Raw genomic sequence first — 13,786 nt, forward strand, 5'->3', positions numbered from 1 at the left:
TGACACAGGAATTAAATCAAGCCTAAAAAACTTATTTTTTTTGATCCAAGGCTGATGGTTGTTGAGTTTTATTGAGATCAACCTGCCATAAATTGAGTTTTTCTAGACTTATTTGTGCAATTGCCAGTTGACTCAAAACACAAGCCTCGATAGCATCCACTCGAAGTGTTAACTTGTAGTTTACAAAAACAAGAACGGAGCCTGCCATGAACGCCAAGCACCCTCTCTCGCTGGATGACTTCACCGATATCGACAACGCGTGGACCATCCCCGCTCAGTACTACACCTCTGACGAGATCTTCGAGACCGAGAAAGAGAAATTTTTTGCCAACTCCTGGGTGTGCGTGGCGCACAGCAGCGAAGTGGCCGACAAGAATGCGTACATCACTCGCGAAATCATCGGTGAAAGCCTGGTGATCGTACGTGGTCGTGATAGTGTGCTGCGTGGCTTCTATAATGTTTGCCCGCACCGCGGACATCAGTTGATGAGCGAGACCGCAGGCAAGGCCAAGAACGTCATCACCTGCCCGTATCACGCCTGGGCCTTCAAGCTGGATGGCAAGCTGGCGCACGCGACCAATTGCGAAAATGTAAACAACTTTGAGTCAGATGCACTGGGCCTGACCCCCTTCCACGTCATCGAACATGCCGGCTTCATCTTCATCAACCTGACAGAAGGTGAACCACAGCCGATCGAAGAGCAGCTGCCCGGTCTGGCCGACAAGATGAAAGAAGCCTGTGGCGTGATCAAGGATCTGAAACTGGCGGCTCGCTTCGTCAGCCACACGCCGGCCAACTGGAAAACCATCGTCGACAACTACATCGAGTGCTACCACTGCCCGACCAACCATGTCAGCTTTGCAAGCTCGGTCAATGTGGATGTTTACGAGCATCAACTGAACGACAACTGGACCGTGCAGATCGGTGAAGCCAAGTCTTCCGATGCTTCTTTCCAGATCGACGCATCCGTAACCGATCCCAAGTTCTTCGGTTTCTGGGTATGGCCCTGCACCATGTTCAACATGCCGCCGGGGGGCGACTTCATGACCGTTATTTACGAATTCCCGGTCAGCGCCAACGAGACCCTGCAGTACTACGACATCTACTTCCTCAATGAAGAGCTGACCGAGTACCAGAAAAACCTGGTCGAGTGGTATCGCGATGTGTTCCGCCCGGAAGACCTGCGCCTGGTCGAAAGTGTACAGAAAGGCCTGAAGTCACGTGGTTACCGCGGTCAAGGCCGCATTATGGTGGACCGTCAGCGCAGTGGCATCAGTGAGCACGGTGTTGCTCATTTCCACCAGCTGATTGCCAAGTCTCACCTGAGCTAATCCCATTCACCCGGGGCACTCAGGTGCCCCGTCGCGAGGATGCACGCCATGCACACCCTGACATCCCCTTCACTGTTCCGCCAGAGCTGCTATGTAAACGGCCAATGGATGGACGCCGATAACAGTATCGACGTCACCAACCCGGCCAACGGCGAACGTCTGGGTAGCGTACCCAGCCTGAGCGTTGAGCAGGTCGAAGCCGCTATCGTCCAGGCCCACACGGCCATGCCAACCTGGGCCGCCCGCACCGCCAAGGAACGTGCTCAAATCCTGCGCCGCTGGTTCGACCTGATCGAAGCCAACATTGATGACCTCGGCCGCATTATGACCCTGGAACAGGGTAAACCCCTGCACGAAGCGAAAGGCGAGATTCGTTACGCCGCCTCTTTCATCGAATGGTTTGCCGAGGAAGGCAAGCGTGTCTATGGCGAGACCATTCCGCAAACCGTAAGCAGCAACCGTCTTACCACAATCAAGCAGCCGGTCGGCGTCTGCAGTGCCATCACGCCGTGGAATTTCCCGGCCGCCATGATCACTCGCAAGGCCGCGCCGGCACTTGCAGCCGGCTGCAGCATTATCATCAAACCGGCATCGGAAACGCCGTTCACGGCATTGGCACTGGCAGAACTCGCCGACCAGGCAGGCATCCCTGCCGGTGTTTTCAATATCGTGACTGGCGCCTCCCGAGTACTGGGTGAGCAGCTGACTCAGCATCCGCTGATAAGCAAGTTCTCCTTCACCGGCTCGACACCTGTCGGTCGCACCCTGTATGAACAGTGCGCACCCACAATCAAGAAGACGTCACTTGAGCTTGGCGGCAACGCCCCCTTCATCGTGTTTGACGATGCCGATATCGACAAGGCCGTCGCCAGCGGCGTTATGGCCAAGTATCGCAACGGCGGCCAGACCTGTGTCTGCGTGAACCGTTTTTATGTGCAAAGCGCTGTTTACGATGAATTCCTGGAAAAATTCACTGCAGCCGTCGCCAAATTGAAGGTCGGTAACGGCCTGGACGCCAACACCGACATCGGTCCGATGATTACCGGCCGTGCCATTGAAGGCATGCAGGCACTGCTAGACGATGCCCTGACCAAAGGGGCCAAACTGGTCACTCTGGGCAATGAGATCGAGGAGCACGGACAGTACTTCAACCCGAAGGTGTTGACCGAAGTCGATCACTCGATGGATATCGCCAACGAAGAGATCTTCGGTCCGATCGCGACTTTGATCCGTTTCGACAGCGAAGAAGAAGTTCTGCACCACGCCAACAATACCATCTACGGCTTGGCGGCCTATTTCTTCAGCAATGATGTACGCCGTGTCTATCGTGTCGCCGAAAAGCTGGAAAGCGGCATGGTGGGCATCAACACCGGAATCATCTCCAATGAGGTCGCACCCTTTGGTGGCGTCAAGCAATCCGGCCTCGGTAAGGAAGGCTCCCGTTACGGCATCGAAGACTACCTGAAGGTGAAATACCTCTGCGTCGACATCGCCTGAGCTACAACGAGTGAGAAAGCGTCATGAATCAGAATAAAATTACCGTCACAGTCAGCCGGGTCGAACAACTGACACCGACTATCAAGCAGTTCGAGTTTTCCGCCCCGAACGCTGAACTGGGCACTTTCAGTGCCGGCAGCCATGTCAGCGTCCATATGGATGAGGCCGGAATCCGTCGTGCCTACTCTCTGACCAGTGACCCACAGAAGGCAGATCGCTACAGCATCGCCGTACTGCTGGATGAAAATTCTCGTGGTGGTTCGACCTACATGCACCAGCATGTAGCTGAGGGCGATACCCTGCAGTTGTCAGCTGCCGAGAACTTTTTCCCTCTGGTTCATGATCGCGCCAGCAAGCATGTCCTGATTGCCGGCGGTATCGGCATCACCCCCTTTCTCTCCTACCTGTACGAACTGGAGCGTGAAGGGCTGGATTACGAGCTGCACTACACCTTCCGTGATGGTGCGAATGCCGCTTTCGTTGACGAACTGCATACACGCCTGGGCAACCGCCTGCATACGTATGACAACACTAAGGGGCAACGCCTGGAAGTTGCATCACTGATCGAGCAACTGCCTCCTGAAAGCCATGTGTATGTCTGCGGCCCACAACCGCTGATCGACGCGGTCATCGCCAATGGCAATCGCGTTCTGGGCGAAGCGCGCACCCATTTCGAGAATTTTGGTGAAGTCGCCAGTGAAGGTGATGCGTTCGAAGTACACTTTCAGCGCTCAGGTTTCAGCCTGAACGTGGAGGAAGGTGAGTCGATCCTGCAAGCCATTGAAGCAGACAGGCGCATCAATATCGAATGCCTGTGTCGCAACGGTGTCTGCGGCACCTGCGAAACTACGATTCTGGAAGGCGAAGCGGACCATCGTGACCACTACCTGGATGAAGATGAGCAAGCCGCGCAGGAAACAATGATGATCTGCGTATCCCGCGCCAAAGGCAAGCGCCTGGTACTGGACCTCTGATTACTCGAATTCAAACATCAGAAATGGCTGTGCGTTCTCATCTTCATGATGATGCACAGCCATTTTTTTACCTTGAAAACGGGTCTTAACACTGCCGTCTTCTTTCACTTGGGCCAACAGCTCCCCATTTCTCAGGACGAACTGGTACAACAAAGCCTGCAGTTCCAGATAGCCTGTTTTTTCCGGCCGAGTCTCATGGTTGGTCGCCAGTATCTCGCCTGCCACATCCGTAAATACCACCAGATGATCCATATGACTCAACAGAGCGCGAAACAGGCGGCTGGTGCTCCTCAACTGCAACTCTGTCGTTTTGCGCTCGGTGTTGTCCATACTGATACCCACCAGCTTGGTCACCTTGCCATTCGGCCCCTTGACTCCTGTCGCCCGTGACGTGATCCAGCGGGACTGACCATCATGTCCAACGCGGAAATCCATTTCATGGGCGCCGCCTTCACGCATGATTCTCTCGTAGCCTTTAACCAGCTTGTCTCTGGACGCTTCGCTCATCAGGGACCAGAAATCATCGTTAGTGGCTATCTTGACGCCATAAACCGCTTCCACATTGTCGGAATAGGTCACCTCTCCGGTAAGCAGATCCCACTCCCAGGTGACGATTTCGACATTATCATGCATGTGAACTTCGTTGATATTACGACCTTCACGCGCCTGATCACCGGCACTGCCGACATACTCACCATACTTGAGCCAGATCTTGTCAACACTCAGGAAAGCCGCCAGGTTCTCCAGGTTGCTGTCGTCAATCATGCCGCCCTTGGTCCACTTGTTGACCGCAGTCCTTGAGACTCCCAGCGCCTTGGCCACCTTGATCTGGCTGAGCTTCCGCTCTTTCAACAGGCTGAGCAAACGCTTACCGAACTCTTCTCCACTCATATCCTTTTTTCTTTCTCCCGTTCGTTCAAGCCATATTCTGCTTCAGATACAGCTCCAGCTGCTCAATGAACACTCTCAGATTGGCACTCGTTCCTGTCTGTCTTGAGTAAACTGCATATACATCGGCGGGCTGTTGCCATTCCGGCAGTACATGAACCAATCGCCCTTCGCCCAGCTCCTTGCGAATACTCCAGATTGACCGCAGCAATATGCCCTCACCGTTCAGACACCATTGCTTGGCCACATTGCCGTTGTTGACGCTAAGTTGACTGTTGGGAGCAACTGTCAGCTTCTCGCCCCCTCGCTCTATCTTCCAGGAAGCAGGGTTATGGTTACGTTCGCGAATGGAGATACAGGCATGCGCATGCTCCAGATCACGAGGGTGGTCAGGCCAGCCGTGCTGCTCGAGATAGCTGGGTGAAGCGCAGAATACCCGGTAATTGCGAGCAAGCTTGCGTGCAATGTATTGCTCCGGAATGTTACCGCCCAGACAGATATCCAGATCTACATTTTCAGTGACGATATCCACACTGCGGTCGACCAGCTGAAGGTCGATCCCCAGCAGGGGGTAAGAGTCCCGAAGCGACAGAATGAACGGGTTAAGAAACTCGGTGCCAAAACCGGTACTGCAGCTGATTCTCAGCATCCCCCGCGTTTCCTGACGACAGGCCAGCAGCTCATCCTTCATTGAATCCAGCTCCTGTAGCATCTGCACTCCAGTGCGCAGCACAATTTCACCTTCCGGCGTCAGGCTAATGGAGCGGGCGGAGCGGTAAAAAAGTGTAAACCCCAGGTTTTCTTCAAGCAGTTTTATACGCTTTGAAATATAGGCCGGCGAAACCATAAGCTGTTCAGACGTCCTTGCAAAGCTCATGAAACGGGCTGCCGTCACGAAAACCTTGATATCTTCAAGTGCAGGAAGCTTGTCCACGTTTTGTAAACCCAAAGATTACACTTCGTGCCTACATCTTATCAGACTAATCCCTAAACTGGTTTACCAAGTTGCCAATTAAGACAATAAAAGGTGTAGCCAATGTCACAATTCAACATCGCCGTTATTCCCGGAGACGGTATCGGCACAGAAGTCATTCCGGAAGGCATCAAGGCACTGGAAGCCGCAGCGTCCAAACACGGCGTTGAACTCAACTTTACCCATTTCGACTGGTCCTGCGAAACCTACCATCGTACCGGCCGCATGATGCCCGCAGACGGTCTGGAGCAGCTTAAGCAGTTCGACTCCATCTTCCTCGGCGCGGTCGGCTTCCCGGGCGTACCGGATCATATCTCTCTGTGGGGGCTGCTGCTGCCGATTCGCCGCGCCTTCAACCAGTATGTCAACCTGCGTCCTGTACGACTGTTCGAAGGCCTGCAATCCCCGCTGGCCAACAAGCAGCCGGGTGACATCGACTTCTATGTCGTCCGTGAAAATGTGGAAGGTGAGTATTCCAATATTGGCGGCATCCAGTACGAAGGTACTGAGGATGAAGTAGTCTCCCAACAGAGCATCTTCACACGCAAGGGCACTGACCGCATCCTGAAGTACGCTTTTGACCTGGCACAGTCCCGTGACAAGAAACACCTGAGCTCCGCCACCAAATCAAACGGCCTGTTCCACTCCATGCCTTACTGGGACAACCGTGTCGAAGCCATGGCCGAACACTATCCCGACGTCAGGGTCGATCAGTTCCACATCGATATCTTCACCGCCAATCTGGTGCGCATGCCGGAATTCTATGACGTGATTGTGGGCTCCAACCTGTTCGGTGACATCCTGTCCGACCTCGGCCCAGCCTGCACCGGAACCATTGCCATTGCGCCGTCAGCGAACATCAACCCGGAAAAAGACTTTCCCTCCATGTTCGAGCCGGTACACGGCTCGGCACCGGACATTGCAGGCCAGAACATTGCCAACCCGATCGGTACCGTCTGGGCCGCAGCCATGATGATGCAGCACCTGGGCCGCCAGGACATGCATGACACCATCATGGCTGCCATCGAAACCGTGATTCGTGAACAGATGGCGCTGACCCGTGACATGGGCGGCACCGCCAGCACCCAGGAGCTGGGTCAGGCGATTAGCGACATCATTTCGGCCTGACCGGCCAAGGGAAATAGCCTCCCGGCTATTTCCCGAGCTCTGTTGGCCTCCCCTTCACCAGACAGACTCACCCTATGGTTGCACCCCCACTGCATCCAACCATAACAACAACAATTGGATACATGACCCAATGAAAAAAATCTTCGCTGTATGCACCCTGATGGCCACTGCCGCCCCCGCCTATGCTGTACAGATTGCCAATACCGGTATCGACGTTTATGGCAGCCTGCGTATCATGCTGGAACAAACAAAAGACAGTGACGATACCGAGTACAAGGACGCGTCCTCACGTATTGGTATCAAGGGCGCTTACGATCTGGATGAGCACCTGAGCGCCTTTGCCAAGTATGAAGTCGCACTGGATCTGGGCAACGACGGAGATACCGTCGGCGACATGCGCTACGGCCATGTCGGCCTCTCGGACGATCGCTATGGAACCCTGGCCCTGGGCAAGGTCGACTCCCCCTTCTACGAAGCGGTTGGCGTGGCCGCCGACTATATGTGGTGGAACTCGGCCCCCGTCTACTACACCCTTGATGGTGTCCTCAGGGTTAGCGAATCCGTCTATTACAGCAGTCCAGATCTGAATGGCCTGAAACTGAAGGCGCTGTATCAGGTGGATGACGAGAACAATGCGGATCAGGAGCAGACCCAGCTGGGGGCCACCTACAGTATTGGCAAACTGACCTTGGGTGCAGCCTTCACCGGCACCGAAGGCAGCGAAGACCTTTACGGCCTCTCCGCCTACTACTCGGGAGAAGGCTTCTATATCAACGGCGCCTACCTGGATCGTGAAAACTCCGGTGCAGGTCTGGATGCCATTCTGGGCATCCCGTCCGGCAAGAACCTCTATACCCTCGGCCTGTCAGAGTTCTCGGCAGACAATGAGGGCGGGGATTTTACCGCTGCGATTCTGGCGTACCAGCGCACGCTTCACGAAAACGTACTGGTGTGGGCTGAATTCATGGCCTGGGATGGCAGCCTCTATGGCGTTGAAGACTCCAACCAGCTCAACGTTGGCATCAACTTCAACTTCTGAAGCCACGCTGATTGAAAACAGCCTTGCTCAGGATTTATGCCCATTTCAGCAGATAATGGCAGGATCAATTTCAGCGTTTCATGACCGCCCCAAGCCTTAAGGACGGGCGGTTATCTCCCTGATGACCTCAATACTCACCGGCCCACAGCCATCGTTTTAACTCCCCATCAACTGGCACGAACCTTCCCCCTCGACCAGGAACGCCAGGCGGCAAGCAGTGCATAGCCGCTACAAAGTGCAAAGGCGATTTCCAGCAGCTGGATCAGCGCCGGGAACTGTTCAGGTGTCAGCTGGGCATTGCCGATCAGCAGATTGAACAGGAACACCACCACAGCCATGCCCAGCATATTGCCAAGGGTACGGGAGATGTTGAGCAACGAAGACGCGATGCTCAGCTTGTCATGCGGCACCACACTCAATGCGCCATTGTTGTTGGGTGACGAGAACAGGCCAAAGCCGGTGCCCATCACCAGCAGTGCAATCACCACTTGGGTCAGCCCGCTGTCCTGATCGAGCAGCGCCAGAATCAGAAATCCGGCGGCAAAGAGTACACAGCCCAACGTCGCCGGTATTCTCGGCTCCAGACGATCCGACAGGCGGCCGGCGATGGGTGCCAGAATCGCCATCATCATGGCTTGCAGCAGCATCAACTGCCCCGCTTCCGCCGGTGACAGGCCGCGGATGTACTGCAGGTAGAGGCTGAGCAGGAACTGCAGCGGGTAGTTGGCGGCATACATCAGGAAACTGGCCTGTATGGAACGGAAAAAGGTCAGGTTCTGCACCATTCTTCGCGGCCGAATCAACGGATAGGGGCTGTGTTCCTGCTGATAGACAAAGCCGGCCAGCAGCAGCACCCCTGACAGCGCCAGCAAACCACCCATCAGGTCAGGCAGTTCTGACAGACCGACAAAAAACAGGCTGGACGCCACAATGAACAGCAGGCTGCCGAGCCAGTCCAGTTGCTGGTCGTGCTGCCGCTCGGTTTCACGCACATGGATCGCAACCAGTACCGCACACAGCACCGTCAGGGGCAACGGCGCCACAAACACCGCCTGCCAGTTCCACCACTCCGTCAGCCAGCCGCCGATGGGCGGACCACAGGTCAGGCCCAGGTATACGGATGTGGAAGTGAGCCCCAGCGCCATGCCTCGGCCATGCAGGGCAAATACCTGAGACACGATCGCCATGCCGGTACCGAACACCATGGCGCCACCGATCCCCTGCAACAGGCGCATCAGCAGCAGCCAACCGATATGGCTGATCCACACCACCGCAAGCGAGCTCAGTGCGAACAGCAGCACACCTGCCAGAAAGACTTTTTTGCGTCCGATCATGTCGGCAATGCGGCCAGCTGGCAGCTGCAGCGCAATGGCACCAAGCAGGTTCATGGTCGGGATCCAGCTAACCAAAACGGCGTCGGCCTGAAGCTCGGCTGCAATGGCGGGCAAAGCCACGTTGACCGCCGACATACTCATCGGCATCAGGAAGGTGGCCACGCAGATACTGATCAGTGCAAACCAGCGGGTTGAAGCTGATGCGTAAACATCGTCTGGAGCCGTGGCGGTCATCAGGAACCCCCTGTTATTGTTGGTGTGTTAGGGACATTCTAATGAGAGAGAAGGAAAAGTGTAATAATTGTTACGCTAAAACAAAAAAGCCGGGGCAAAAGCCCCGGCAAGCACTTCCGTAGCAGAAACGGGAAAGTGAGATGATGCAGTGATCAGCCTCGACTGATGCTGAGCAACTGTGGCTGGGTATACTCGAGCAGACCTTCTTCGCCGAACTCGACACCAAAACCGGACATCTTGCAGCCACCGAAGGGGCAGTGGGGCAAGACTTCAGCATGGTTGTTAATCCAGGCAGTACCGCTCTCCAGACGCGTCGCCACAGAACGCGCCTTTTCAATATCAGATCCCCAGACAGAACCGCCCAGGCCGTTGACGTTGTCGTTGGCCATGGCGATTGCATCTTCCAGATCGCTGTAAGGAATCACCGGCAGCACCGGGCCAAACTGCTCTTCGTCTACCAGGCGAACACCATTGCTGACGCCAGCTACAATGGTCGGCGGATAGAAGTAGCCATTGCCTGGCTGCGCTTCACCACCGCAAAGAACATTGGCGCCCTGAGCCTTGGCATCCTCGACCAGTTCAACGACCAGATCCAGCTGAGCCTTGTTCTGAACCGGACCAAAGGTTACGTCCGCTTCCAGGCCGTTGCCGACAACCTGCTGTTTGGCGATCGCCGCCAGACGCTGACACACCTCGTCATACTGGGACTCGTGTACGTACAGACGCTTCAACGCGGCACAGGTCTGGCCCATATTGAGGAACGCAGTCTGGAAAATACCCGGCAGCGCCTTATCCAGATTGGCATCCTGCAGCAGGATACCGGCGTCGTTGCCGCCCAGTTCCAGCGTCAGGCGCTTCAGGTTATCGGCGGCCTTGCGCATGATGTCCTGACCAGTCGGCGTGGAGCCGGTAAAGACGATCTTGTTGATGTCCTGGTGCGAAGTCATGGCCCGACCGATACCGCCCTCGCCCGTCACGATGTTGATCACGCCAGCCGGTACGACCTGATTGATCAGCTCGATCAGCTTCAGGGTGCTGAACGGTGTGAAGGAAGACGGCTTGGACACCACGGTGTTACCGGTGCGAATGGCCGGCATGATGTGCCATACCGCAATCATCAGCGGCCAGTTCCAGGGGGTGATGGAACCGACAACGCCAAGCGGTTTATGGTGCAACTCGGCCAGACGCGCTTCGCTGTCCTCAATCACCTTGACCGGAACTTTCAAATCGGCGGTATAACGGGTCCAGCCGATTGCACCGCCCACTTCCATCTGCGCCAGCGCCAACGGCTTGCCCTGCTCCAGGGTGACCAGCTGGGCCAGCTCGTCAGCATGCGCCTCGATCAGGTCCGCAATGCGGTGCAGCATCGCCTGAAGTTCTGCATCAGGGGTATGCTGGAACGTTTTGAAAGCAGCCCGTGCTGCTGCAACAGCGGCATCCACCTGCTCCGGTGAAGCGCCCGGGCACTCTGCGAAGGCTTCACCTGTCGCCGGGTTGATGACCGGGAAGGCTTCACGCTCGCCGGCAACCGCCTGACCATTGATAAAAAGAGTCGATACCGTCTGCATTTCGGGATCCTTAATTTCAATTGGAGCCGCCAACATCCTTTGGCGACGGCTCCGGGTTAACACTTGTTAATTTAGAACGGGACGATCGCAATCATCTGAGCGTAGACGTTGGTGTCATCGCTGCCGATCTGGGTGCCGCCATTCGCATCACTGTTATCAGGAGTATAGAAGCCGATCAGCGGGCTGACGATCAGGTTCGGCGTCACCACCCACTCGGCGTAGAGGTCGATCTCCTGACCATCCAGGGCACCGCTGCCACTGGCAGTGTCACTGAAGTCGAAGAACAGAGCGCCAACACTCAGCATCTCGGTCGGAGAGGCCTTCACACCAATGTGGTGAACATCTGCATCAGAGTTGAACGGACCGGCGTAGTTGGCCGCCACTTCACCCTGGAACCAGGTGCCGTAACCTCGACTGAAGCCGAAGAACAGCGGATCAAAGCCTTCATCAAACGTGGAATAGCGATAGTTCACGCTCGGTGACCAGGGCAGGTCCGCAAAGGTCCAGCCCGCTTCCACATACCATGCATCCGCATCGGCAACAGTGTTATCGCCCTGGTCCTGGGTCACGAATTCACCTGACAGGAACAGGTTCTCGACGCCGGCATTACCCTGGTAACGCAGGCTCAGGGTATCCTGGCCATCACGGTGAGTCGCACCACCTTCCATCACATCCAGCCCTTGGATGTAAGCAAGACCGAAAGTACCTTCCGGAATGGTGTACTCGGCATTGATACCGGCCAGTTCCATCTTCGACTGAGCAACGTTGTCAGACTCAAGCCAGAACAGATCAGCACGCAGGCCTTCTGCATCACCGATACGGACAATCGCGGTACGATCAAACGCCTTGCGTGCCGCCAGCCAGTAGGCACCGCCACGATCCAACTCATCACCCAGCGCATCACCAAAGTTCAGGGAATCACCGTTGATCAGGAAGCCGTCACCGATGGCGAACTGCTGACGACCAAAGGAAATATCCAGACCGTTCTCACCCAGCGCCGGGATCATGCTACCGGAGCGCCAGCCAAGGTAGGCATCTTCAAGATCGGTTTCGCTCTCGTCACCCGAGGTAAAACCACCAGCATCGCCATCACCCCAGGTCGCTGAGCTGAGCAGGTTCACACCGGCATACACACTGGCACCGGACTCGCCATAAGCGTGGCTGCCAGACAAGCCATATTTGATGTAGCCTTCACGCCAGTCAGCACCACCGGTATCGGTATCGAACAGGTAGTTTTCTTCACTGGAGAAAACGCCGAACACGGCTTCAATATCCAGGTTCAGCTCAGAGCCGTCCTTGGAATAGAGATTGTAGGCAGAGGCCGGTGCAGCCATGGCTGCAGTTACAGCTGCAGTCAGCAGAAAACCGGGAACACGACGAGCGATCTGAAGTTTCATAGGCGCATTTCCTTTGGCGAGGCGGTGCGATTATCGGACTGCGACAATCCCGCCTGTCGTTATTTTAGTCAGCTAAGCCTAGACGCTGGCTGTAAACCAGATGCGCTGTTAATGTGCAAACTTGTGGCGCTTTGTAACAGGTTGTAACAAAGAGTGGATACCCCCTGCGCAGGCAGGGAGCACCATTAAAAAAGCCTCAGAAAAAGGCCTTGGTATACTCGGCAATCAGACGGATGTCCTCCAGATCACCTGCTCCACCGATCTCAACGTCCGCGTAGCGAAGCTGGAAGCTGAGATCCTTGAGCGGACCGGTCTGGAGTACGTACTTGGTTTCAAAGTCGAACTCGCTGTCTTCATAATTGACACCACCCTGAGTGTAGTCACCCTCGGTGTAGCGCCCCATCATGCTTAACCCGGGGACTGCAGACGAGTTGTAGTCCACTCGAGCCTGCCAGGAGTCCTGGTTGGGGTTGTAGAAGTCCAGAATCTGCACCGAGTTCCACGACCAGAGCACTGAGCGGTCGTTGTTGAAGCCATCCCAGCTCGGCTCGTAGAGGTCGTCGCCTACTGTCTGCCAAGACAGGGTGTACTTAAGGTCGCCCTGCTTGTAGGAAACGGCCAGGTTGCTCAGGTAGGTATCCAGCTCACCGTCTGGTCCCGGGTTATCCGCCAGATTGGAACCATCGCCGATCTCTTTGGCCATGTAGTGGTAGGCATCAAACAACAGCTTGCCATCACCCAGCGGCATGCCATAACTGGCATTGAAGAATGTCTGTCGCTTGGCATCTTCCAGCTGACCATGCGACAGCATCAGACCCAGACCATTTTCAAAGTTGTAGGAACCACCCAAAATCATCACACCATCACCGTCCTGGGTATATTCCTTGAAGGTGTTCTCGCCGGTGGTTGAAACTTCATCTGAGTAGATGCCGTAGACTTTGGCACCCGCAATGGAGCCATCCAGCCTGACGGCACGACGTGTGCTCGGCTCTGAACGACCATCGGTGTCCGTCATCAGCGGCGAGACAATACGCATACGGCCTGCACGCAGATGCCAGTCTTCACCCAGCTTCAGTTTGACATTCGCCTGACCCAGTTTGGAGAAACCGTCACCATCTTCATCCAACAGCGGAATGCGAGCCGTGTTTTTGGCAGCGTGCAGCTTGAGCACGGCGTACAGAGATCCATCAAAGCCGATCACGTCGTTGAAATAGGGAGAACGGTAATCCAGGCGAATGGCCTGACTCATCTCTTCGCTGTCTTCAGGACCGAAGTGACGATCAACCTGTCCGTAATGTGTTCGGAAAGTAACAGACAGGTCATGATCCTGCGCCATGACGGCAGGAGCTGCGAAAAGAGAGGCAATTACAGGAACCAGGCCAGCGGTTTTCATAATTTTCTTATTCATAGTCTAGTACTCGAG

12 protein-coding genes are annotated in these 13,786 nt (G+C 55.4%); 5 read left to right on the forward strand and 7 right to left on the reverse strand.

Annotated features, from left to right (window positions below; genetic code table 11):
- Nucleotides 1–31 precede the first annotated feature (31 nt).
- The gene (locus ABD013_RS15860; protein ID WP_343808138.1) at nt 32–208 is read right to left on the reverse strand and encodes a hypothetical protein; all 177 of its coding nucleotides are present in this window, start codon (nt 206–208) and stop codon (nt 32–34) included.
- On the opposite strand from ABD013_RS15860, the gene ABD013_RS15865 reads away from it, so the two are divergent.
- The 3 genes from ABD013_RS15865 to ABD013_RS15875 are packed head-to-tail and all read left to right on the forward strand — an operon-like array spanning nt 207 to nt 3,802.
- Nucleotides 207–1,331, forward strand: coding sequence for an aromatic ring-hydroxylating oxygenase subunit alpha (locus tag ABD013_RS15865; protein ID WP_343808141.1), 1,125 nt, complete (start codon nt 207–209; stop codon nt 1,329–1,331). The two genes, ABD013_RS15860 and ABD013_RS15865, sit on opposite strands and share 2 nt — an antisense overlap.
- A 48-nt stretch (nt 1,332–1,379) precedes the next feature.
- Entirely contained in the window at nt 1,380–2,828 is a 1,449-nt protein-coding gene (locus tag ABD013_RS15870; RefSeq protein WP_343808144.1) for an NAD-dependent succinate-semialdehyde dehydrogenase, read from the forward strand.
- Between the two features lie 23 nt (nt 2,829–2,851).
- Nucleotides 2,852–3,802, forward strand: a complete 951-nt coding sequence (locus ABD013_RS15875) for a PDR/VanB family oxidoreductase (RefSeq protein ID WP_343808147.1) — start codon at nt 2,852–2,854, stop codon at nt 3,800–3,802.
- Here the strand turns inward: ABD013_RS15875 and ABD013_RS15880 are convergent, their stop codons facing one another.
- Complete coding sequence (locus ABD013_RS15880) at nt 3,803–4,693, reverse strand: PAS domain S-box protein (RefSeq protein WP_343808150.1); 891 nt, start codon at nt 4,691–4,693, stop codon at nt 3,803–3,805.
- A 25-nt stretch (nt 4,694–4,718) separates the two neighbouring features.
- Nucleotides 4,719–5,624 carry a LysR substrate-binding domain-containing protein gene (locus ABD013_RS15885; protein WP_343808153.1) on the reverse strand — a complete coding sequence of 302 codons (906 nt, stop codon included), beginning with the start codon at nt 5,622–5,624 and terminating at the stop codon, nt 4,719–4,721.
- Between the two features lie 102 nt (nt 5,625–5,726).
- Here ABD013_RS15885 and ABD013_RS15890 point away from each other — a divergent pair, with 102 nt between their 5' ends.
- Both ABD013_RS15890 and ABD013_RS15895 read left to right on the forward strand, forming a co-directional pair.
- Nucleotides 5,727–6,791 (forward strand): tartrate dehydrogenase, encoded by a 1,065-nt coding sequence (locus ABD013_RS15890; RefSeq protein WP_343808155.1) that lies wholly within the window; start codon nt 5,727–5,729, stop codon nt 6,789–6,791.
- Between the two features lie 130 nt (nt 6,792–6,921).
- On the forward strand, nt 6,922–7,830 hold the full coding sequence (locus ABD013_RS15895) for a porin (RefSeq protein WP_343808158.1): 909 nt from the start codon (nt 6,922–6,924) through the stop codon (nt 7,828–7,830).
- A 167-nt stretch (nt 7,831–7,997) separates the two neighbouring features.
- Here the strand turns inward: ABD013_RS15895 and ABD013_RS15900 are convergent, their stop codons facing one another.
- The 4 genes from ABD013_RS15900 to ABD013_RS15915 form a co-directional block, all read right to left on the reverse strand.
- On the reverse strand, nt 7,998–9,398 hold the full coding sequence (locus tag ABD013_RS15900; RefSeq protein ID WP_343808161.1) for an MFS transporter: 1,401 nt from the start codon (nt 9,396–9,398) through the stop codon (nt 7,998–8,000).
- Nucleotides 9,399–9,550: 152 nt separating this feature from the next.
- Nucleotides 9,551–10,966 carry an aldehyde dehydrogenase family protein gene (locus ABD013_RS15905; RefSeq protein WP_343808164.1) on the reverse strand — a complete coding sequence of 472 codons (1,416 nt, stop codon included), beginning with the start codon at nt 10,964–10,966 and terminating at the stop codon, nt 9,551–9,553.
- A gap of 71 nt (nt 10,967–11,037) precedes the next feature.
- Nucleotides 11,038–12,363: an alginate export family protein gene (locus tag ABD013_RS15910; RefSeq protein WP_343808167.1), complete on the reverse strand. Its 1,326-nt coding sequence runs from the start codon at nt 12,361–12,363 to the stop codon at nt 11,038–11,040.
- 196 nt (nt 12,364–12,559) lie between these two features.
- Nucleotides 12,560–13,771, reverse strand: a complete 1,212-nt coding sequence (locus tag ABD013_RS15915; protein WP_343808170.1) for an OprD family outer membrane porin — start codon at nt 13,769–13,771, stop codon at nt 12,560–12,562.
- Between the last annotated feature and the right edge of the window lie 15 nt (nt 13,772–13,786).

The organism is Marinobacterium maritimum, assembly GCF_039523155.1.
Lineage (GTDB): Bacteria > Pseudomonadota > Gammaproteobacteria > Pseudomonadales > Balneatricaceae > Marinobacterium > Marinobacterium maritimum.